This is a genomic window from Alteromonas sp. ABV2_168, from assembly GCF_056161165.1.
Map to the genome: position 1 here is coordinate 31009 of NZ_JBSWYQ010000009.1, position 21062 is coordinate 52070.

The following is a 21062-nucleotide window of genomic DNA, read 5'->3' on the forward strand; positions in this document are numbered from 1 at the left end:
ATTCTCCAGATCTTACGCGCGAAGCGTGCGAAACACTCACATAGCAATACGTGATAAGCTCAAAAAGCAAACCAGCGCCCCCATCTGCTGGCTTAGCTTACTACGGCTCTAGAAAACTTTAAAGTCTTGAACTTTTAGGCTTGAGACGAAGCAAATCGTAAAGTTCTCTCTTTATTGAGTATGAGGCTTGCTTTTCCTTTAGGATACTCAACAAAGCGTTATCAAAACCTTTAATCTCATCAACAGAAAAGCGTTGATAATCAATTTTTGAATCTCCTATTTCATGTCGTAATAAACGCTTTTTATAAGATAAACTAGACATGAAGGTAATCTTACATTTCGTCAATGCTATACCATCATCGATTCGTACGCCATTGTACCTTTCACGGTAGTTTAAAAAAGGGCTGCTATTACCTTTGTGATTCAGACCAACATTTGACCACTGAATTACTTCGCCGTCCTTAAATAAAAAGTAATGCCCTACATCAAACCAAGCAGCTGTATCTGCCACGCACTGAACTTTTAACTTGCCAATACCTGAGCCTATTAGATCGTCGTACGTTTTGAAAAAATCTTGTTGACGGTTAACGGGGATAGATACGTGTACGGAGTCTGTATTTACATAGCATATATCTAAGCCTTCAAAATTATTGAGCACTTTTAAAGTTTGGAATATTTTTAGCCTAGACTTTGCGACTACTTGGCTAGAAAAGCTATATATTGATTCTGAACTATTCATATCATATTGTGATGCTACTATTTCTTTATTATTATCGGTCATTTTGAAATTTTTAAGCAAAGGCGATGACTTAATTAAATATGGGACGCCTTCATCAATAGTGAGGTGTAGCTCTTTGTTTAAATTGGATAGAAAGTCGTGAAAAGACTCGAATCTAAATTTTTTTTCTTTTCTTCTATTGGTTGCACTATGCAACATAGCTAATTGAAGTTTGTATAATTTTTCTAAAGGTCGTTTATTTGCTTTTTTTGCTTTAATCCGTAGTCGATAAAGCCTTTTAGACTCGCTGTAAAGTGGATGGCCGGTGACTTTGTGGGATCGTAAAGCGGATAACACATGAACTTCCTCAAAGAAATTTTTATAGTAGTCTAACTCAAAATCAAATAATTGAGCCTCAATCTCACTTTTATTTTCCATTTTGAATTTCAATGAAAGACCAAGCTGAGTATATTTAAAAGGATGGTAATTTTGAAAAAAATTTGAATTTGGACGTTTTAAAATAACGTGATAAAGGCCGGTTTTTATTAAATCATTGCTCTTATATAGACAGGCATCAATTTTTTCAAGATACATCGATTCAGGAGCTAAAAAATCACCAGTCATGCAGTCAGCGAACATTGAGTTGAAATCGAGTGATATAATAGTTCTTTTTTCCCTGAAATCAAAAAGTCTGAATACTTCTTGATAAGGTGGGATATATGCGTGCGCGAATATTTCGTCGTAGGTAGTTTTATGTTTAACTTTTCTTCTTATGATTTTTTCTATTCTTCTGCTCAACGTTGAAGTTAAAGAATCATGCGTAAGTCCTATTTTCCTGACATAGGCTAAGCGATACTTCAGAAAACTATAATTTTCCTTGAGGTTGGAGGTGAACTTTACGTTATCAAATATTGGAAATTCGCTTTCGAAAGATAATACTTTCAGGCCAAAATTTTGACACCATCGCGTTAGACGAAACGCTTCTTTATCTGTTAATACAAGTAGTGTTTTTTTGAAAAAATAATTCTTAAAAAAATCATCTAGAGTATATCTTTCTCCATCGAATATTTCATGCCCATTCGTTGCTATGCAATAATATTCTTTGCATTCTTTTTTTCCGTTTGCGCTAAAATTTATCAGCTTCTTATTTATATCGAAGGCATTGGGGATTTTTCTGTCGAAGCGTGAACATACTAACTTATTCATATTTGTATATGGTATCTCGTAATTTTACTTTTGACTTCCTCATGAATTTTTTTCTTAGATTTTTCAAGTCGTAATTGTACTAGCTTTTTTATGAACCCCCTCATTTCGATTGGAAAATAATATAGTAGTGAATGCTGATGTTTTAAACTCCAGTTTTCAATGTATTTTGAGGATTCGAGTGAGTATTTTGGAATGAATGACTTCGCGTGGTTAATTATTTTTTTGTATTGAGTTGAGAAGTTGATAAAACCATTAAGATCCATTCTTTTTGTTTCATCTGTCAAAAAGAACAACCGGAGGATAGACAATAGTTCCCTCATGACTGACTTATCCATAGTCAGATGAGAATTATCACCATTTCTTAATTGCATTTCCCTATGTAATAAACATTGAAGTTCATGCACCTTTAAGTAGGCTGTCAAATCATTTCTATGTTCTTTTAATTCATCTATAAGAAAATCAAGGCGTTTAACATCTTCAACGCTTTTGAACAGGTTATATATCTTTAACTTTGATACTATTAAATCCGCTGGCTTACACCCTTTATATATCACATCGGCATATTTCAGTTTTATTGATTCAACTCGGCAATAACGTCTCGTGGCTAGCAGCCCTCCTTTTTGTACTGTATCTTTAAACATTGAGTTTAATAAGTCGCCTGCTGTATAGTTTGAATTATCAAGGGACTGAAGCCACTGAAGCGTTAATTGTTCAACCATATATGCATGTTCTTGACTCTCGCGTTCCTTTGCTTCTATTTGTTCATCAGTCTCCCAGTTCCACCAGTTTGCACATACACCATCGCTTAAATAACTTTCAGAAACATCATAGTCATAACTCATATTTTAATTCCCTTCAGGCGAATCATGATCTCGTCTATTTTAACATGTATTTTACTTTTTACTGGGACTTATTCATAGTTTCATTTGTACGGCTTCATATACTTCTCAGACCTCATGCTCTTATAGTGGGTTCGTTTATTCGCGTAGGCTCATCTGTGTATCGCGCATCCCTGTGGTTTGATATTATTCATTCTGAATGACCGCAACACGATGTTTCAGTCCCTAAGAGTCAATTGGCACCTTGAGACAATAAGCGGACGTATGGACTTGCCGTTCTAGATAGTAAGTTTACCTTTTTTATTAAACTGTCAGTGAAAACTGAGTAGAAATACACTTTGCCTATCGTTGCTGTACTAAAGAAAATTGAACGTTAATCCTCGGGTAGCTTCTCTGTCATTTCCCTTAAGAAGGAAGTAAAGCTATCAGGCGGCGATTGATACCATCTTTTAAAGTTTTCATTCAAACTTAAGTTAGGATCGTGCTCATCACTTTGTTTTTCAAATGCGTCATAGAAAGCATACAGTTTGCTCTTGTAACATGCCTTATTGACATTGCTTATTTTATTGAGCTGTCCGCGAAAGTTGAATCTGGGATCGAATTCGCCTCCATCGATACTGTTTAGCTCATAATAACTTTGGAAGGTTTCATCATATACATAATAATCAATGTTTGAGAACACTTGTTCTAGCTTCATAAGGCTAGTTCTATTTCGGTAGTATTTTTTAAAGAACCTGAAAAATTCGTTGTGCTGATAGTCTTTTTCGAATATCACTAAAAGATTTAGGTCAATCTCGTACCTACCTAAGTAGGCTGCGTTAGGTGGATTTTCAATCTTTTCCCTTACCCAGTCATGCCAGTGTTTAAATTCAGGCAGGAACAACACCTCATGGAATGCCTCAATAAACATCTTCAAGCTCTTTGCGTAAATAATGTGATTTAACTCAATCGGCTTTTCAAAATTGGTGTTTACTTTTTTGTAGTATGAGTCTTTAACATAGAAGTCGTCGTATATAAAATCTGCGTTGGGGAATAGCGTGGCGGTCTGACTCACGAGATACTGTAGCCTAGTTCGATTTTCCTGACCTACATTCGCAGTGACAATACTTTTGAATATCTCCTCTGCAATTTGTATCTCACTGTATTTAGAGGCAAGCTTATTGGTATTGGGTAAATCCCAACACAAAAAATCAATTGGGGTATCTAGCGCTTGAGCTTCAGAGATCCACTCTAGGTTTAGCTTTTGGCGAGTGAGTATTTCTGTCATCAATGCATTGCGTTTTTGTGTTTCAAGCGACCGAGAGAAGTGTTCTTCTGTTTGATAGTAAGCCATGTAGGAGACAACAACGGCGACAAGTGTGATTATCACTGTAACGATGGTCAGTATATTTGTTTTCGCAGAGATACTATTTGACACATCAGCAATTTCATTACTTTTCTCTGCAATAGTCTCAAGACGTGCGTTTTGGTCTTGCAGCAGGTTGATGATCCGCAGCGCCCACGGCGGCGTGTTTTTATCAGCATCGGGTGTTGGTTCGTTCTCTTCCATTTTCCTAATCCTTGCGATATAGCTAAACACCACTGATTAGCAGGCTCTATTTACTAAAGGCTACAGTGAATAAGTGCTCTTTGGACACTCAAGTGTTGCCGTCAATGGTCCTGTTATACTAGAAAGGCACAGGTATTTAAAATCTTACCTTTTAAGATCAATCTTTTTTATTAATAACTACTTGTACCAACTATCAGGGTGATTTTATCGACACGACTGCAAGACAATGTAACTGACTACCTCCTTTCTTCCCATAGTACCTGCTCAAGGTGTCATCTGCGATGGTCTGAAATCAATACTTTTCAGCCTCACAGAAAGCATTGACGGGCATCAAAAGACAAAAAGCGGACATTGCCGCGTTGTAAAGTCTAATCCTATGACCACCTATTAAGCCTCAGCCGCAACATTCGGGTTCGGCTGGGGTACCTTCCTCTTTTTTCTAAACTAGTAAAGGCTGTTTCGCCGAACGATAATACAAAATTAAATGACTTAGTATTGTGTGGAAGCAAGTGTTCATATACCGTTTAATTAAATTTTGTAACACACAACAATAATAAATTTAGTTAAATTAACAGTAAGTTGAAATGGAGTTCATTTATGCGTATCACTTTTAATTGTCCAGAAATACTTGAGTCTGTGGTTGTGATAGGTACGCCTTATATCAACTATACGACTCGAGGAAACTTCAGCAGCTACGCTGTGGATATAGAGCTCCCTCCTTTATTTTTACATAAGACAATTAAGTCTACAGACGAATATGTTCTCGTTAAGAAGGTAAATAATACATTTGAGCAATGGGCAAAAAAATATGAAACCTACTTATTAAATGTTGAAAAAGCGAATACTCAAGAAGAAGTCGATTTACGAAATGCGAAGATCAAAGAGCAACTGGCCAAACTCGAAGCTATCTTAATCCATACCGTTGATATCGACGACGCTATTGACTGGGATAGCTTGGTATATCGAGGTACCTTTAATAAGAAATTGACTGACTTTCTTGAGAAAACTTCACCACTTTCATTTTTGCATTATGACGAAGACGGTCGCCCAATAAATTATTCAAGGGTTGAGATTCCAACTCCAGTAGATGTTGATGCTCAGCAACGGAGATATGGCTGGTTCACTAAAACGTTTCTGAAAGGAAAAATACAACGAGAAATCGACGAGGCCCTTGCCAAAAATAAAACGCTAACTGCAAATGCGAAACATGAAAATAACACAAGGAAAGCGACGTATGAAAAGAAAGCCAAAGCCTTTGATGAAGCACTTTCGGCTTACCAAGCTGCTAAAAAACAATTCGTTAGAGAGCAAAAAGAAGCAATCAAAACCATAGAAAGCTTGCAATCTGCTTACATGGATAACGAGAAAGGTGCAGTTGAAGAGTATTGTGACATGGTTCTAGAAAACTCTGAATATCCCGACGTAATCCCAAAAAACTGGGTTACCGAATATCAACCAGAATCACAAATACTTGTTGTTGATCTATCACTTCCCTCCCCCGATGACATGCCACAAATAGAAGCATTCCGCTTTGTGAAAGCAAGGAATGAAGTAACAGAGAAACAATTTACCAAAGCCGCTAAAAAGAAACTATACGATAGTGTTTGTTATCAAATGGTAATTCGTACTATTCATGAATTATTCGAAGCTGATGAAGCAGGCGCATTCGATGCATTGGTTATAAACGGAAAGGTAACCAAACTGAACGAAGCGACAGGTATAGAAGAAACAAAAACAATCATGTCAGTGAGTGCCGAAAAAGACGAGTTTATGGCCTTTGATCTTACTAAGATTGATCCAGCAGCAACGTTTAAACATCTAAAAGGGATAGCAGCTACTACATTATTAAATATCACTCCTGTACCACCGATAATCAAAATTGAAACTACAGATAAGCGGTTTATCGAGAGCTTGGAAGAGTCTGTTGAACTAGATGAAACAACTAATCTTGCGGCTATGGACTGGCAAACTTTCGAGCATTTAATTCGAGAACTGTTTGAGAAAGAATTTTCATCAAACGGCGGTGAAGTAAAAATTACTCAAGCTTCATCTGATGGAGGAGTGGATGCAATAGCATTTGATCCTGATCCTATTCGCGGTGGGAAGATAGTTATCCAGGCTAAACGTTACACAAACGTAGTAGGTGTCTCTGCCGTTCGGGATCTATACGGGACGATGATGAACGAAGGTGCAACAAAGGGTATATTAGTCACCACTTCCAATTATGGTAGCGATTCATACAAGTTCGCTGAAGGGAAGCCGTTATCCTTGCTGAATGGTAGTAATCTGCTTGCATTACTTGAAAAACACGGACAAAAAGCCACCATCAATATTGCGGAAGCTAAGAAGCTTCTGAGTCCAATATGAAATGAGATAAAGAAATATTATGATAGGTAACCCAATCTGATTGTGTCTTAGCAATGTCGGCTAAACGTACAAAACAGCCATTGGAAAGTTTTCGGCACTGCCCACCCTCGACCAAGGAATTACTAGCGTAGCGATATAGAACCCTCTTATATTTCAAGCACTCATAAACAAAAAAGGCGAACCAACCGGTTCGCCTTTCATCAATCTAAAACTTCAATTACAGAGAATCAACGCTAAGCAGTGAAACCTCACTCCTCAATATAGCTCTCAATACTTGGACAAGAGCAAATCAGGTTGCGGTCGCCGTATACGTCGTCGATACGGTTTACGCTTGGCCAAAACTTATTGCGGGCAACAGACTCAACCGGGTAAGCGGCGACCTGACGGTCGTAGCTGCGGGTCCAGTCGCTGTCGCAAATGTCGGCCAATGTGTGTGGTGCGTTGTGCAGCGGGTTGTCTGTGGCATCCCACTCGCCGCTTTCCACTTTGGCGATTTCGTTGCGAATGCTGACCATGGCTTCAATAAAGCGGTCCAGCTCGTATTTAGCTTCAGATTCCGTAGGCTCGATCATCAGCGTGCCGGCTACCGGGAAGCTCATTGTCGGCGCGTGGAAACCGTAGTCGTTCAGACGCTTGGCGATGTCCATTTCTGTAACACCAGACGCTTCTTTAAGCTGACGCAGGTCGATAATACATTCGTGAGCAACACGACCGTTACGGCCTTTGTACAGTACCGGATAATGTCCTTCCAGCGCTTTCGCCACGTAGTTAGCATTTAAGATGGCAACTTCAGTCGCCTTACGTAAACCTTCCGAGCCCATCATTTTGATGTACATATAGCTGATAGGCAGGATAGATGCACTGCCCCATGGCGCGGCTGATACTGCACCACAATCTTTACCTGTACCTTCAATGTTCACCACTGCGTGGTTTGGCAGGAAAGGCGCAAGGTGTGATTTCACACCAATTGGTCCCATACCCGGGCCGCCGCCACCGTGAGGAATACAGAAGGTTTTATGCAGATTCAGGTGCGATACATCAGAGCCGATGAAGCCCGGTGACGTAACGCCTACCTGCGCGTTCATGTTGGCACCGTCCATGTAAACCTGACCGCCGTACTGGTGCACGATGTCGCAGATTTCACGGATAGTTTCTTCGTAAACACCGTGGGTAGACGGATAGGTGATCATGGCACAAGACAGGTTATCACCCACTTCTTCTGCTTTCTTTCGCAAGTCGGCTAAATCAACGTTACCGTTCTTATCACACGCCACAACAACCACGTTCAGGCTGACCATTTGCGCAGACGCCGGGTTTGTACCGTGCGCTGAACTTGGGATCAGACACACATTACGGTGACCTTCGCCACGGCTTTCGTGGTAGCGCTGAATCGCCAGCAGACCGGCATATTCACCCTGTGCACCGGAGTTAGGCTGCATGGATAATGCGTCGTAACCGGTGATGTTGATCAGCCACTCGCTCAGCTCACCAATCATTTCCTGATAACCGGAAGCCTGGTCTACAGGCGCGAACGGGTGAAGCTGACCGAACTCAGGCCACGTGACCGGAATCATTTCGGCTGTCGCATTCAGTTTCATGGTGCATGAACCCAATGAAATCATTGAGTGGTTCAGTGCTAAATCTTTGTTTTCCAGTGACTTGATGTAACGCAGCATCTCAGTTTCTGAGTGATACGAATTAAATACTTCATGAGTCAGGAAATCAGACGTACGTACCAGATCAGCAGGAATTGACTGGCTGCCCTGTGTGGTAACTTCAGCGTCCAGACCATCCACGGTTAAACCGTGATCGCCACCCAGCAGTACATCGAACAGGCCGGCAATATCCGCACGGGCGGTGGTTTCATCTAACGACACACCTACAGCGCCTTCAAGGTCAGCTCGCAGGTTCAGTCCGCGGGCGTAAGCGGCTTCGAGTACTTCAGCTTTGTTATTCACCATCACGGTTAACGTATCGAAGAAGGTGCTGTGCTTCAGCGCAACGCCTTTTTGCGTTAAGCCGGTTGCCAGAATATCGGCAAAACGGTGAATGCGGTTAGCGATGGTTTTCAGGCCTTCAGGACCATGATAAACGGCGTAGAAAGACGCCATGTTGGCCAGCAGCACCTGTGCAGTACAGATGTTAGAGTTGGCCTTTTCACGACGGATATGCTGTTCGCGGGTTTGCAGCGCCATGCGCAGTGCAGGACGACCACGGGTGTCTTTACTTACACCGATGATACGGCCTGGTAACGAACGCTTGTAGGCATCACGGGTAGCAAAAAACGCAGCGTGAGGACCACCGTAGCCCATCGGTACACCGAAACGCTGTGCACTGCCCAGTGCCACGTCAGCACCCAGTTCGCCCGGCGATTTAAGCATAACAAGGCTCATCAGATCTGCCGCTACGGCAACAATACCTTTTTTGGCTTGTACCGCTGCAATGATGTCAGTGATATCTTTTACTTCACCGGTGGTAGTCGGGTATTGCAGCAGCGCACCGAACACATCGTGTTCTGCGGCTTCTTCTGCAGGACCGGTAACGATACCGAAACCAAACATTTCAGCGCGGGTTTCTACCACGTCTTTGGTTTGCGGGTGCACATCATCAGCGATGAAGAACAGGTTCGCTTTTTTGTTTTTCGAAACACGCTTGGCAAGTGCCATCGCTTCTGCGGCTGCAGTGCCTTCGTCCAGCAATGAGGCTGAGGCCAGTTCCAGACCGGTCAAATCAATAGTAACCTGCTGGAAGTTCAGAATGGCTTCAAGACGGCCCTGGGCAATTTCAGGTTGATACGGCGTATATGCCGTGTACCAGCCCGGATTTTCCAGCACATTACGCAGAATAACGTTCGGTACGTGGGTGTCGTAATAACCCATACCGATAAAAGAGCGGTTGATTTTGTTTTTAGAAGCCACGGCTTTCAGTGCAGCCAGTGCATCAACTTCTGTCTCGCCACCACCTACTTCAATGGGCTTATCCAGTTGAATAGCTGCCGGTACAGTTTGTGCCATCAGATCATCCAGTGAGTCAGCGCCCACAGATGCCAGCATGGCTTGAATTTCTTCTTCACCCGGGCCGACGTGGCGGCGGATAAAGGCATTTTTTTGCTCTAACTGAGCCAAAGTAAGGGATGAATTCGACATAGTTTTGTTAAGCACTTGCAATGGGTTATAAAAACAAAAGGGGCTTAAATTGCCCCTTTAAGCCTTTTTGGATGTTGGCTCTGTAACGAATTAGTCTTCGTCGATGCTGTTTTCGTAGCCTTCTGCGTCCAGCAGACCTTCTGCTTCAGCAGGATCATCCGCTTTAATCTTGAATAACCAGCCGTCTCCGTACGGGTCGCTGTTTACCAGCTCAGGAGAGTCTTCCAGCGCATCGTTAATCGCAACGATTTCGCCGCTGATTGGCGCGTATACATCAGATGCAGCTTTAACAGACTCAGCGACACATACGTCGTCGCCGGTACTTACCGCGTCGCCCACATCAGGCAAATCAACAAATACCATGTCACCCAGTAAATCCTGAGCGTGCTCAGAAATACCTACAGTGAAAACACCATCGCCTTCAGGACGAACCCACTCGTGAGTTGATGCATAACGTAAATCGGTTGGGATATTGCTCATAATAAGTTCCTGATTATTCCTTGATGTTGGGATTACAATACACTTTTACCATTGCGTACAAAGCTGGGCTTAACCACATTTACTGTAACCCACTTTTTACGCATTTCCACCTCTACAGTTTCACCTGTATTGGCAGGTACCCGGGCCAGTGCAACGGAATGCCCTAATGTTGGTGAGAAGGTGCCTGAAGTGATCACACCCTCTCCTGATTCTGAACGCACTTTTAAACCGTGACGTAACACGCCTTTCTCGGTCATTACCAGACCGACAAGTTTGTCAGTACCGGCTTCTTTTTGTGCTTCTAATGCTTTGCGGCCGACGAAATCACGGTCTGCCGGTTCCCATGTGATGGTCCAACCCATGTTGGCAGCCAGCGGAGAAACGGTTTCATCCATATCCTGACCGTACAGGTTCATACCTGCTTCTAAACGCAGCGTGTCACGTGCACCTAGACCACACGGTTTAACGCCTGCATCCAGTAAGTCCTGCCAGAACTGGCCTGCCTGCGTGGCAGGAACCATAATTTCGTAGCCTGCTTCACCGGTGTAGCCCGTGGTAGCAATGAATAAATCTTCCGCCTGAACGCCGAAGAACGGCTTCATGCCGGCCACCGCCTCTTTCTGAGCAGCGCTGAACAGCGTAGCGGCTTTTTCTTTCGCGTTCGGGCCCTGAACGGCAATCATCGCGAAGTCCGGCTTTTCAGTGATGGTGACATCAAAACCGCTGGCTTTGTCTTTCAGCCAGTTCATGTCTTTTTCGCGGGTGGCAGAGTTCACCACCAGGCGATAGTTAGTTTCATCGAAGAAATACACGATAAGATCATCAACCACACCGCCTTCTTCATTCAGCATGCCGCTGTAAAGCGCCTTACCTTTAACCTGTAACTTGGCCACGTCGTTAGCCAGCAGGTAGCGCAGATAATCTTTTGCCTGCGCGCCTGTGACATCAACAATGGTCATGTGAGACACATCGAACATACCGGCGTCTTTACGCACCGCGTGATGCTCTTCGATTTGTGAACCGTAATTAATTGGCATATCCCAGCCGAAGAAATCGACCATTTTTGCGCCAGCTTCAAGGTGCTTAGCGTGTAATGCGGTGGTATTCGTCATGCGACTTTGTCCGTTTCGATGTGATAAAAACAGCACAAAGTATAGGGTTACGGCAAAAGACCAATCAAATTGGAATTTCTTATCCTTACATTTGCAAATATAATATAAGAAACTTATATCATCAGCATTTCAAATCATTATGAAGCAGTTGTCGTTAGATAACTTACGTACTTTCGTGAGTGTTATAGAGCAAGGTGGATATGCTAAAGCAGGTGAATGGCTGGGCCGTTCCCAGCCTGCTATCAGCTTACAAATCAAAAAACTGGAAGAACAGTTAGACCGGAAATTGTTTACCAAAGTCGGTCAGCGGCACCTGCCCAGTAACGATGGCAACTGGCTTTATCCTAAAGCAAAAGAACTGCTTGAGATGAACGATGCCATTTTCCGCTCGTTAACTCCCGCTCCGTTAAGTGGCCGCCTGCGTCTTGGCATTCCTAATGAATTCGCATCAACACTGTTACCGGGTTTGATTGGTGAGTTTTCCAAGCGCTACCCTGACGTTTCTCTGGAAGTCACCTCATCGTTAAGCCGCGACTTACTCCATGCTTCAAGGCGCAGCCAGTTCGATTTAATTCTGGCTCTGGTGAATCCTGATACGGAAGCCGGCGGTGAACTGGTGCTGGAAGACGATATGGTGTGGGTGGGTGATGCGGCGAGACCGCTGGTGAGTGACCATATTTCCTTAGTGCTCGCCCCCGACGGTTGTATGTACCGCAGCCGGGTAATTGATGAATTAAAGCAGCAAACACGGGTATGGAAAATTACCTATACCAATGCTGATTTGGGCGGTCTGGTTGCCGCTATTCAGCAGGGTTTGGGGATCACCGCCCTCGCACGCTCCAGTATGCCGGAGAATTTAACTATCTTAAAAGACAGCCGCCTGCCCCGCCTGGGTAAAGTCAATATTTGCCTGTTCAATCAGGATACCCAGCATCCGGTGGTCAGCCGCACGCTGGCTGAGTTTATAAAGAGCCGGTTACAGCGTTAATTTGTTTGAGATCAGTTCCTGAGTTCAGTGGTTCCGGACTGGCAGCATGCTTAGTATGAAGTGGTTAAAACTTAACGTTATTAATCAACCATAGATAAGGATGCCACTGTGAACCACGAACATACGCCGCCAGTATCAACTACAAGGTTTCCGGCAGAAAATCTGCTCGCCGGTGTACTGCTTTTTACTCTGGGCATGGGAGCGGGTGCGGCTATTGGTATGTCATGGGTCGTTTAATATGTCAGTTTTGTGACAATCACCTTTGAATATACGACTAAAGACTATACACTCCGCTGCCATTCTTACCGGCTGCAAGGTGAAATGTGTCTTTTACTTGTTCTTCTCTTCGCTTTCTTTTCATTACATTCAGCGTTCTTTCTGCATTTAACAGCAATGCCACGTCTTTATTCTCAGACTACGAGGGTAAAGGCCTGACTTATTCTACAGCGGATAATCAGTATTCGGTGCAAATCCGTGGCAGAGCACAGTTTCGCTTTGCCAGCCCGGGCGCCGGGCAACCTAACGATATCGGCGATTTCATTGCTGAAAGTGGTAATCAATTCGATATTAACCGTGCCCGGCTAAAGGTTGGGGGCCACGCTGTTCGTGAGTGGATAAAGTACTACTGGGAGTATGATGCAGCAGATTCCCGCACATTAAACGCTACCATCGCGCTGGAAAAATATGACGGGCTAAAGGTGAAGTTTGGTCAGTGGAAAGTAGAATACTCACGTGAGCGTAGTGTGAGCAGCGGCGGACAGCAAATGATGGACCGCTCAATCATCAACCGTGTTTTTACTCTGGATCGCCAGCAGGGGATGTCGGTTTATGGTCATATTGATGAAGGCGGCGCGGCAAACTTTAATTACTGGACTGCTCTGTTAACTGGTTCCGGTCGCGGTGAATACCACAATCACGATGGCAACCCCATGTATGCCGGACGCTTCCAGTGGAACTTTCTGGGTAAGGAGACCGGATTTAAAAACAGTGATATCAAACGCACATCAGAACCTGCAGCCGCTGTTGCTGTAGCCGGCGCAAAATACCGCAGTATTTACACCCGCTTTTCCTCGTCGGGTCCGGGCGCACTGGATAATATCGATATTGGTGAAACCCCTGACCAATACGACGTAAAACAATATCTCGTGGACGGCGCATTTTTCTATCAGGGATTTAATGCTCAGGGCGAATATCACGAAAAAAAGGTTACCGACAGAATTAACGGGAACCGGCAAACAACCCTGCGTGGTTATTACGTGCAGGCCGGATACTTCTTAAATGAACAGTTCGCCTGGTGGCCTGCCCCGCTTGAAGTGGCAGCAAGATATGCCACGTACGATCCGAAAACCGGTGATGACGGCGACAGGTTTTACGAACGCACACTGGCATTTAACTGGTTTATCAACGGTCATAACAATAAAGTGACCGCGGAAGTCAGTCATATCAGCATGGAACAACAGAGTGAAGAGGTGGGAGACCGGATAACCTGGCGCTTACAATGGGATGTCAGTTTTTAGCCGCTGCCGTGGATTAGCATTACATCTTTTTAATACTCACCAATAAAAATTACTACTTTTGTCTAAATTACCTGACTACACTGAAGAGTATACTAATAAAAACTATGATTCCAAAAATAGTTGCCGGATAGTCGCCATCCGGTATGTGTAAAAGCTTTCATGTGGCAACTTGTCTTCCTGCCCCTTTACACAGTTAATCGGGAAATACCATGAAAAACGAAATTGAGGTCACTTTACGTCAAGTAAACTCTCTTTTGCTGACAGCGTTGTCAAGCTATTGTCAACGCTGTCACTACAGAGTCAGAAGTATCGAAAATGCTAACGATCTGAAGATTGTTGCAGAGCTTTATAATGAAGATGTGCTGACGATGAAACTGCTGGCTGAAGGGGAAGTAGAAATAGAGACGCAGAACTTCCGGAATGGTGAATCCCGCTTCACTCGGGAATCGTTGAATGCACTGCTGCGCGCTACCACCCCATCGCCTGAGCCAGCCACTGACGCTTGATAGCGGGAATGGCGTCAGTCATTACCAGCCCGGCCCCGCGCACAAATTTCTTCAGGGGATGGTTTCCGGCGAACAACGTTTTAAACCCGTCCATTGCAGCGACCACCGCCATTGCGTCAGCCTTTCTCGCCCGCTCGAACGCCCGTAAATTTTCAAGGGATGCAAAATCTTTATCATCCTGAATACAGGTTTTAAGGGTTTCTGCCAGCGCAAAAGCGTCACGCATCCCTAAGTTCGCTCCCTGCCCCGCCAGCGGGTGAATGGTATGTGCCGCATCACCGATAATAACCATGCCATTCTTTGCCCACTGTCTGGCATAACGCATGGTAAGCGGGAAGCTGTGTCTTTCACTTTCTACCGTTAACACACCCAGAACACCGTCACTGGTTGCACTGAGGGCATGATTAAAGGCTTCATCACTCAACCCGGTTAAAGACGATGCCACTTCGTTGGTCTGAGACCATACTATAGACACCAGATCCGGCTCAGATAAAGGTAGCAGCGCTAACGGTCCGTCCGGGGTAAATACTTGTCTCGCGCACTGTTCGTGAGGTACGGAGGTTCTCACTGTAGCGACGATTGCCGTATGACCGTAATCCTTGAAGGTAAGAGGAAATTGGGCTTGCCGGCGCACAAAGGAATTCGCACCGTCGGCACCGACCAGTAACCGGCAGGCCAGAACCTGATCGTTCTCCAGCATCAGCATGGTTTCCCGTTGACCGCTAAGTACCTTCTGAATACGGGTTTCAATTAATTTTACGTAAGACTGCTGCGCTACCGTGTCAGCCAGCGCATTGGTCAGCAACTGGTTCTCAATAATATGACCCAGCTGCGACGCGGGTAAATCTTCCTTGGAAAAGTGAATTTTTCCGAAGCTGTCTTTATCCCAGACGGACATCGTGTGATAGGCACTTACCCGCTCTTGCGGCATGCGCTGCCATACGCCAAGGTCTGACAATGTTGAATAATTAGCCCCGTTAATTGCACTGACCCGTAACGCAGGTTCTGCCGGCATCTCACGGGAAAATGGCTGGTCGCTGATCACGGCCACAGATATCCCGCTGTCATGCAAGGCTGCTGCAAGGCTTAATCCCACCATGCCGCCACCCGCAATTGCAATATCCACTGTATCCATGCTCTTTCTCCTGAATATTATGCGCCCGGGGCAAATCCGGTGGTTTGTCTGACAAAAAATGATTTCAGCGACGGACAGTTATCCATCGCCATCAGGCCGGCATTTCTGGCTGCCAGCAACCCCCGGTTATCAGTGGAAAACAATCTGACCAGGCCATCGGTCAGCGTGATGGTTGCCTTTTTGTCCTGCTCACGGTTCAGCGCATATTGGCGCAACACATGAAAAGCACCGGGATCATCAGCATCAGCCAGTTGAGCCACCAGCGCACTGGCGTCTCGTAAGCCAAGGTTAAAACCCTGTCCGGCAATGGGGTGAAGTGTTTGCGAGGCATTACCACACACGACTGCGCGGTGCGTGGTGGTATTCACCGTACGCTGCAGTGTAAGAGGGTACGCAGTGCGCTCACCGGCATGCAGAATTGCGCCCTGCCGCCAGCCGAAATCTTTTTGCAGCGCCTGAATAAAAGTTTTATCACCGGACTGCATCAGAGTTTCCGCACGTTCAGGCGACACTGTCCAGACAACGGAAAAGCCGCAGGCATTTCGGTGTCCGGTGGCAAAGCCCGGATCATAAGGTAAAAAAGCCACCGGCCCTTCCGCGGTAAAACGCTCGTAAGCACGATGTTCGTGAGGCCTTTGCGTGATGACATTCACCACAATGGCGGTTTGCTGGTAATCCTCTGCAGTACGCTCAAACCCGAGCTCTTCATGCAGTGGCGAACGGCCACCATCTGCCAGAACAACCAGCCTGGCACGCAGAGTTTCACCGTTGCTGAGGGTAAATTCCGTGGCATCCTGAGTGCGGCTTACTGAACTCACATGCAACGGACAAAACAAACTGAATCCCGGGGTCTCAGGAGGAATTTGCAGGGCTTCACCAAGGTGCTTCAATGCTATTACTTGCCCGAAATGGCTGACGTGGAAGTCATCGGCATTGAGCTGACACAGCCCGGCGGCTCCTTTGTCTGAAACCTGAATATGCTTGATGGGCACAGCGCCGGCAGACCCTGCGTCGATATCCAGCGCGGCCAGCTCATCCACGGTGCGTTTTGCCAGTGCAATCACTCTGGCATCAAACCCGGGATGAGAACCGTCTGAGGTATAAGCGTTGGGTTCGACCAGCGCAACAGAAAAGCCGGTGTGTTTCAGCAATCCGCGGGCAATAACGTTACCTGTTGCTCCGCCTCCGATAATCACGACATCAAATTCAGACACCGGTTATGACTTCCTCATTAACGCTTCGATTTCACTGATTTCTTTCGGTACATCTGCAGTTATTACGTCAGCACCGGTGGCCGTGATCACCAGATTATCTTCAATACGCACACCAATACCGCGATATGCTTCCGGCACATCTGCGTCCGGCGCAATATAAAGTCCGGGTTCGATAGTGATCACCATACCCGGTTGCAGCGGGCGATCTTCACCTTCCTGACGGTAGTCACCCACATCATGTACGTCTAACCCTAAATAATGCCCTATGCCGTGCATAAAGAACTGCCGGTAATGCAATCCTTCAAGGTTTTCTGCCACAGTGCCTTTCAGCAGGCCCAGTTCGACCAGACCGGCGGTAAGCACTTCAGCAGCAATTAAACCGGCTTCGTTCAGTGTCATACCGGGCCCGATCCTGTCGAGTACGGCAAGCTGAGCATCAAGTACTAACTGATAGATACTGCGCTGTGGCGCACTGAATTTTCCATTTGCCGGAAACGTCCGGGTGATGTCACCAGCATAACCCGCATATTCTGCGCCGGCATCGATCAGGATCAAATCACCGTCACAAACCTGTGCGTTGTTTTCGGTGTAATGCAAAATACAGGCGTTATCACCGCTGCCCACAATGGTGCCGTAGGCAGGATGTCTGGCACCGGACATAGCAAATTCGTGATGCAGCTCTGCTTCAAGCTGATATTCGTAACAGCCGGGATGAGCAAATTTCATGGCGCGGATATGTCCCTGCGCGGAGATTTTTCCGGCAGCCTGCATCAGCGCGATTTCACAGGAAGATTTAAATAACCGCATTTCATGAATAAGCGGTGACACATCACAGAGTGCCGCCGGAGAAATATTTTCTTTCGGCGCTGCCGCCAGCTTATTATGTACTGCAAACAGGGTTTCCCGCAGCGGACTTTGAAACGGAAAATACACATTATCGTGTCCGCCAAGCCATTCTGAAAGCACATCCTCCAGTTCGCTCAGCTCAAACGCTTCATCCAGAGCAAACTCTGACAAACCGGCATCAGCGCCTAAACGCCTGCCCTGCCAGATTTCGGCTGTTTTGTCCTTCGGACGAAACGCCATTGCACGGTAAGGGTCGGAAAACTGGCTGTGGTTCGACAGCAACAACACGGTATCCGGCTCGTCAAAACCGGTTAGATACCAGAAGTCACTGTTCTGGCGGAAAGGATATTCTGTATCGCGGCTGCGTGTTATCAGCGAAGCAGCAGGGATCACTACCACGCTTTCCGGTTCACACAAGGCCAGCAAGCGGTGCTGGCGCGCAATAAATTCCTGTTTGCTTATCATGATCAGTGTACGGAAGGTTTATCTTTTTGATCGTCGAGCAGCGACTCGCCCAGTTCGTTGAAGCAAAGCAGTGCAGAAATTTTGACGTACTCCACCACTTCAAACAGCGCCCGCTCAGATTCTTCATCTTCGGTCATAGGTTCTTCCATGCGGGAGATATCGGCGAAATCCTGCAACGCTTCTTTGACGTCTTCAGAACATTGCATCAGGTTTTGCTGATACAACCCGAAGCCAAGCATAAAGCCCTGCACCCAGTTAATCAGACCCAGACCACGGTCATTAATCGGTGCTTTATCATCCGGCAACATCAGATTGAGGGAAAATTCCGCTTCAATCAGTTGCTGACATAATTCATTGAATACATCGGTAAGCACCACGGTCAGTTCCGGGGCAAACGCTGCGCCCTCATTCATGGTGTCTTTCAGTACATCCATCCACTTCCGTTCTGATACCGCCATACCGCCACACAACATACCGCACAATGTGCCCTGAATCTCAGCACCGTCTGCGATGACATCGTATTGTGACAACACATTAGTGACACGGTCGTAATCGAGTTGTTTATCCACGTATTCTTTCCATCAGTTAATTGCGGTCATGCTACCAAAAAGACTGCTTAAAACCCAGTTTAAACCAATTTCATGAACAGTGTTTGAGCAGTCAGTCTTTCTCCCCTTTTCACGTTCCTCATAATGCTTTAGGATCAACACTGTTATCGATAAAACCTGCTCAATAAAGCAACAAGCTTAACCAAATGGTCAGGCATGTAATACGTTGCTACAGCAGGCTTAGAGCCAATAAAACAGCCTTTTTTGAAAAGTTCTCAAAACTTTAAGGGTGATCTGCTTCACGAACCGTGTCGTTTGATATACTCTGTTGCGCTGTTTTTTAATTACACTGTCTTCTGGAATGTTTGCCAGTTCATTCATGTCCCTGGCCGATGCTTTAAACCAAGGAAGATGACCGCGTAGCTATTGTGCAAGCCCGGCGCGTACCGGGAAGCCTACGGCTATGAAGATTCTTCCGCCCTGAACATTTCGGTTCACGGGCGAACGATGAACAGCGGCATTTCGGAAGGCGCCCTCTTTCGACGGAAAGTAGAAATGGCAGTCATTAATTTTGGTTCGATAAATATCGATCACGTCTACCACGTAGATCATTTCGTAAAGCCGGGTGAAACACTGGCATCAACAAAATACACTCAGTTGCTTGGTGGCAAAGGCGCAAACCAGTCGATTGCACTGGCACAGGCCGGTGCTGATGTTAAGCACGTGGGCGCAATTCATCAGTCTGATGCGGCATTCAAACAAACACTAATTCGCCATGGCGTTGATTGTCAGTATGTTGCCTGTACCGAAACGGCCTCCGGCCATGCCATTATTCAGGTAACCCCTGACGGCGAGAACGCCATCGTGCTGTTCGGCGGTGCAAATCAGACAATCAATGAAGCGACAGTCAGAAAAGCCCTCAGTGACACCAGTTCAGTTGACTGGATACTTACCCAGAATGAGACCAGCAGCATTGCTGATATGTTGAAGCAGGCAAAAGAGAAGCAACTGAAAGTTGCCTTTAACCCTGCGCCGATGAGCGAATCAGTTAAGTCTTTACCGCTGGAATGTGTTGATCTGCTCATTGTAAATGAAACCGAAGCTGCAGCGATTACCGGTCAGGACAATGTTGAAGATATCGTCACCTGGTTTAAAGCTAACTGGCAACATGGCGAAGTGATTCTTACACTGGGTAAAGACGGCGTGATGATGCTGCGTAAAAGTGGCGATGTGATCAAAGTAGACGCATTTACGGTGGATGCTGTTGATACCACCGCCGCCGGTGACTGTTTTATCGGTTATTTTTTATCGGCCTACAGCAATCACACAGACGCCAGACAAGCACTTATCCGTGGCTGTGCCGCCTCTGCCATCGCCGTTACCCGTGAAGGTGCCGCACAATCTATACCGCAGCAGAAGGAAGTAGACCGCTTCCTCGCGAAACATGTCTGATAGTTCAAAAGGACAACTATGACACACAAAATTATTCTTGATACCGATCCGGGCATCGATGATGCAATGGCGATCTTTTTTGCTTTTCAACATCCTGAAATTGAAGTGCTGGGCCTGACTACCGTTTTCGGTAATGTACCGGTCACCATGTCTGCCAGAAACGCGCTGACCCTGTGTGAATACGCCGGTCAGGACATTCCTGTCACCCAAGGTGTGGGCATGCCCTGGGTTGGCCCTGAGTCGGGTTATGCCCATTTCGTGCATGGTGATGACGGCTTCGGCAATACGTTTCCGGAAGCCTCTGAGCGGGAGCTCGATCCCCGCAGTTCAGCACAGTACATCGTAGATATGGCCCGCAAACATCCCGGTGAAATCACCCTGGTTGCTATTGGCCCGCTAGGCAACCTGGCGCTGGCATTGCGCCTTGAGCCGGAATTACCCAAGCTTATAAAAGGTGTCGCTATTATGGGCGGCGCGGCATTTGTACCCGGTAACGTAACGCCGGTGGCTGAAGCCAATATCTGGAACGACGCCCACGCCGCCGCCATTGTATTCGCTGCAGACTGGCCTGTTACCATGTTTGGTCTTGATGTCACGCTGAAAGCACCTTTCGCACCGTCTTTCCTGGATACACTGGAAACGGGGAATGAAAAACTGGGCGGCTTCGTTAAGCGTGCATCACAGTTTTATATCGACTTTTATTCGCAAAACCGTGAAGAGCGGGTGTGTTTCTTCCACGACGCGTACCCGCTGGCCTGGCTGGTTAACCCTGAACTGTTTACCATCACCCGTGGCCACGCCCGTGTGGGCACCGGTGAACTGGACAGAGGACAAACGGTCGTTGCTCCGTCAGGATCAACACCAAGCCCGCTATGGACTGAAGCGCAAATGATTGATGTCGCAACCGATGTTAATCACGAAAAACTGGAACAATTGTTCATCGACACCTACGCTTTATAAAGTCCGGAGGAGTA

17 protein-coding genes and 1 other RNA gene are annotated in these 21062 nt (G+C 45.9%); 8 read left to right on the forward strand and 10 right to left on the reverse strand.

The genetic code is table 11. The features are described from left to right. Positions 1-118: 118 nt before the first annotated feature. The 3 genes from ACXAH4_RS13910 to ACXAH4_RS13920 all read right to left on the reverse strand — a co-directional run bounded on the left by ACXAH4_RS13910 (position 119) and on the right by ACXAH4_RS13920 (position 4312). Positions 119-1924 carry a hypothetical protein gene (locus ACXAH4_RS13910; RefSeq protein WP_474882308.1) on the reverse strand — a complete coding sequence of 602 codons (1806 nt, stop codon included), beginning with the start codon at positions 1922-1924 and terminating at the stop codon, positions 119-121. Further along, positions 1921-2766 carry a hypothetical protein gene (locus ACXAH4_RS13915; RefSeq protein ID WP_474882310.1) on the reverse strand — a complete coding sequence of 282 codons (846 nt, stop codon included), beginning with the start codon at positions 2764-2766 and terminating at the stop codon, positions 1921-1923. Before ACXAH4_RS13915 ends, ACXAH4_RS13910 begins: the two co-directional genes overlap by 4 nt. Before the next feature lie 370 nt (positions 2767-3136). Further along, entirely contained in the window at positions 3137-4312 is a 1176-nt protein-coding gene (locus tag ACXAH4_RS13920; RefSeq protein ID WP_474882313.1) for a hypothetical protein, read from the reverse strand. 597 nt (positions 4313-4909) lie between these two features. On the opposite strand from ACXAH4_RS13920, the gene ACXAH4_RS13925 reads away from it, so the two are divergent. Further along, the gene (locus ACXAH4_RS13925; RefSeq protein ID WP_474882315.1) at positions 4910-6679 is read left to right on the forward strand and encodes a restriction endonuclease; all 1770 of its coding nucleotides are present in this window, start codon (positions 4910-4912) and stop codon (positions 6677-6679) included. A gap of 248 nt (positions 6680-6927) precedes the next feature. Here ACXAH4_RS13925 and gcvP read toward each other — a convergent pair whose 3' ends face one another. The 3 genes from gcvP to gcvT all read right to left on the reverse strand — a co-directional run bounded on the left by gcvP (position 6928) and on the right by gcvT (position 11417). Then, a complete protein-coding gene (gcvP, locus tag ACXAH4_RS13930; protein ID WP_474882317.1) occupies positions 6928-9825 on the reverse strand; it encodes an aminomethyl-transferring glycine dehydrogenase in 2898 nt (965 codons plus the stop codon). Between the two features lie 90 nt (positions 9826-9915). Next, a complete protein-coding gene (gcvH, locus tag ACXAH4_RS13935; protein ID WP_119502131.1) occupies positions 9916-10305 on the reverse strand; it encodes a glycine cleavage system protein GcvH in 390 nt (129 codons plus the stop codon). Positions 10306-10337: 32 nt separating this feature from the next. After that, entirely contained in the window at positions 10338-11417 is a 1080-nt protein-coding gene (gene gcvT, locus ACXAH4_RS13940; RefSeq protein ID WP_474847747.1) for a glycine cleavage system aminomethyltransferase GcvT, read from the reverse strand. 139 nt (positions 11418-11556) lie between these two features. Between gcvT and ACXAH4_RS13945 the strand changes: the two genes are divergently transcribed. The 4 genes from ACXAH4_RS13945 to ACXAH4_RS13960 all read left to right on the forward strand — a co-directional run bounded on the left by ACXAH4_RS13945 (position 11557) and on the right by ACXAH4_RS13960 (position 14428). Beyond that, a complete protein-coding gene (locus tag ACXAH4_RS13945) occupies positions 11557-12405 on the forward strand; it encodes a LysR family transcriptional regulator (RefSeq protein WP_303572928.1) in 849 nt (282 codons plus the stop codon). 108 nt (positions 12406-12513) lie between these two features. Then, on the forward strand, positions 12514-12642 hold the full coding sequence (locus tag ACXAH4_RS13950; RefSeq protein WP_269748645.1) for a hypothetical protein: 129 nt from the start codon (positions 12514-12516) through the stop codon (positions 12640-12642). A gap of 86 nt (positions 12643-12728) precedes the next feature. Further along, complete coding sequence (locus ACXAH4_RS13955; protein ID WP_474847745.1) at positions 12729-13922, forward strand: porin; 1194 nt, start codon at positions 12729-12731, stop codon at positions 13920-13922. A 209-nt stretch (positions 13923-14131) separates the two neighbouring features. Then, entirely contained in the window at positions 14132-14428 is a 297-nt protein-coding gene (locus tag ACXAH4_RS13960; RefSeq protein WP_474842844.1) for a hypothetical protein, read from the forward strand. Here ACXAH4_RS13960 and ACXAH4_RS13965 read toward each other — a convergent pair. Genes ACXAH4_RS13965 through ACXAH4_RS13980 form a run of 4 tightly spaced genes read right to left on the reverse strand, consistent with a single transcriptional unit; the run spans position 14391 to position 18657 of the window. Continuing rightward, positions 14391-15563 (reverse strand): FAD-dependent monooxygenase, encoded by a 1173-nt coding sequence (locus ACXAH4_RS13965; RefSeq protein ID WP_474847743.1) that lies wholly within the window; start codon positions 15561-15563, stop codon positions 14391-14393. The genes ACXAH4_RS13960 and ACXAH4_RS13965 overlap by 38 nt on opposite strands. A 17-nt stretch (positions 15564-15580) precedes the next feature. Beyond that, a complete protein-coding gene (ubiH, locus tag ACXAH4_RS13970) occupies positions 15581-16777 on the reverse strand; it encodes a 2-octaprenyl-6-methoxyphenyl hydroxylase (protein WP_474847741.1) in 1197 nt (398 codons plus the stop codon). 3 nt (positions 16778-16780) lie between these two features. Then, entirely contained in the window at positions 16781-18088 is a 1308-nt protein-coding gene (gene pepP, locus ACXAH4_RS13975; protein ID WP_474882320.1) for a Xaa-Pro aminopeptidase, read from the reverse strand. Positions 18089-18090: 2 nt separating this feature from the next. Continuing rightward, positions 18091-18657 carry a UPF0149 family protein gene (locus ACXAH4_RS13980; RefSeq protein ID WP_119502138.1) on the reverse strand — a complete coding sequence of 189 codons (567 nt, stop codon included), beginning with the start codon at positions 18655-18657 and terminating at the stop codon, positions 18091-18093. A gap of 329 nt (positions 18658-18986) precedes the next feature. Between ACXAH4_RS13980 and ssrS the strand changes: the two genes are divergently transcribed. The 3 genes from ssrS (at position 18987) to ACXAH4_RS13995 (ending at position 21048) form a co-directional block, all read left to right on the forward strand. Continuing rightward, positions 18987-19169, forward strand: a non-coding RNA gene (ssrS, locus tag ACXAH4_RS13985) — 6S RNA. A gap of 22 nt (positions 19170-19191) precedes the next feature. Next, on the forward strand, positions 19192-20088 hold the full coding sequence (locus tag ACXAH4_RS13990) for a ribokinase (protein WP_474882322.1): 897 nt from the start codon (positions 19192-19194) through the stop codon (positions 20086-20088). Between the two features lie 18 nt (positions 20089-20106). Next, complete coding sequence (locus ACXAH4_RS13995; RefSeq protein WP_474882323.1) at positions 20107-21048, forward strand: nucleoside hydrolase; 942 nt, start codon at positions 20107-20109, stop codon at positions 21046-21048. The last annotated feature ends 14 nt before the right edge of the window (positions 21049-21062 follow it).

Bases quoted from the DNA above. Each gene is read 5' to 3' on its own strand.
- ACXAH4_RS13995 (WP_474882323.1), top strand. From the start codon at position 20,107: ATGACACACAAAATTATTCTTGATACCGATCCGGGCATCGATGATGCA.
- gcvT (WP_474847747.1), bottom strand. From the start codon at position 11,417: ATGACGAATACCACCGCATTACACGCTAAGCACCTTGAAGCTGGCGCA.
- gcvP (WP_474882317.1), bottom strand. From the start codon at position 9,825: ATGTCGAATTCATCCCTTACTTTGGCTCAGTTAGAGCAAAAAAATGCC.
- ACXAH4_RS13920 (WP_474882313.1), bottom strand. From the start codon at position 4,312: ATGGAAGAGAACGAACCAACACCCGATGCTGATAAAAACACGCCGCCG.
- ACXAH4_RS13910 (WP_474882308.1), bottom strand. From the start codon at position 1,924: ATGAATAAGTTAGTATGTTCACGCTTCGACAGAAAAATCCCCAATGCC.
- ACXAH4_RS13925 (WP_474882315.1), top strand. From the start codon at position 4,910: ATGCGTATCACTTTTAATTGTCCAGAAATACTTGAGTCTGTGGTTGTG.
- ACXAH4_RS13945 (WP_303572928.1), top strand. From the start codon at position 11,557: ATGAAGCAGTTGTCGTTAGATAACTTACGTACTTTCGTGAGTGTTATA.
- gcvH (WP_119502131.1), bottom strand. From the start codon at position 10,305: ATGAGCAATATCCCAACCGATTTACGTTATGCATCAACTCACGAGTGG.
- ACXAH4_RS13915 (WP_474882310.1), bottom strand. From the start codon at position 2,766: ATGAGTTATGACTATGATGTTTCTGAAAGTTATTTAAGCGATGGTGTA.
- ACXAH4_RS13960 (WP_474842844.1), top strand. From the start codon at position 14,132: ATGAAAAACGAAATTGAGGTCACTTTACGTCAAGTAAACTCTCTTTTG.
- ACXAH4_RS13965 (WP_474847743.1), bottom strand. From the start codon at position 15,563: ATGGATACAGTGGATATTGCAATTGCGGGTGGCGGCATGGTGGGATTA.
- ACXAH4_RS13990 (WP_474882322.1), top strand. From the start codon at position 19,192: ATGGCAGTCATTAATTTTGGTTCGATAAATATCGATCACGTCTACCAC.
- pepP (WP_474882320.1), bottom strand. From the start codon at position 18,088: ATGATAAGCAAACAGGAATTTATTGCGCGCCAGCACCGCTTGCTGGCC.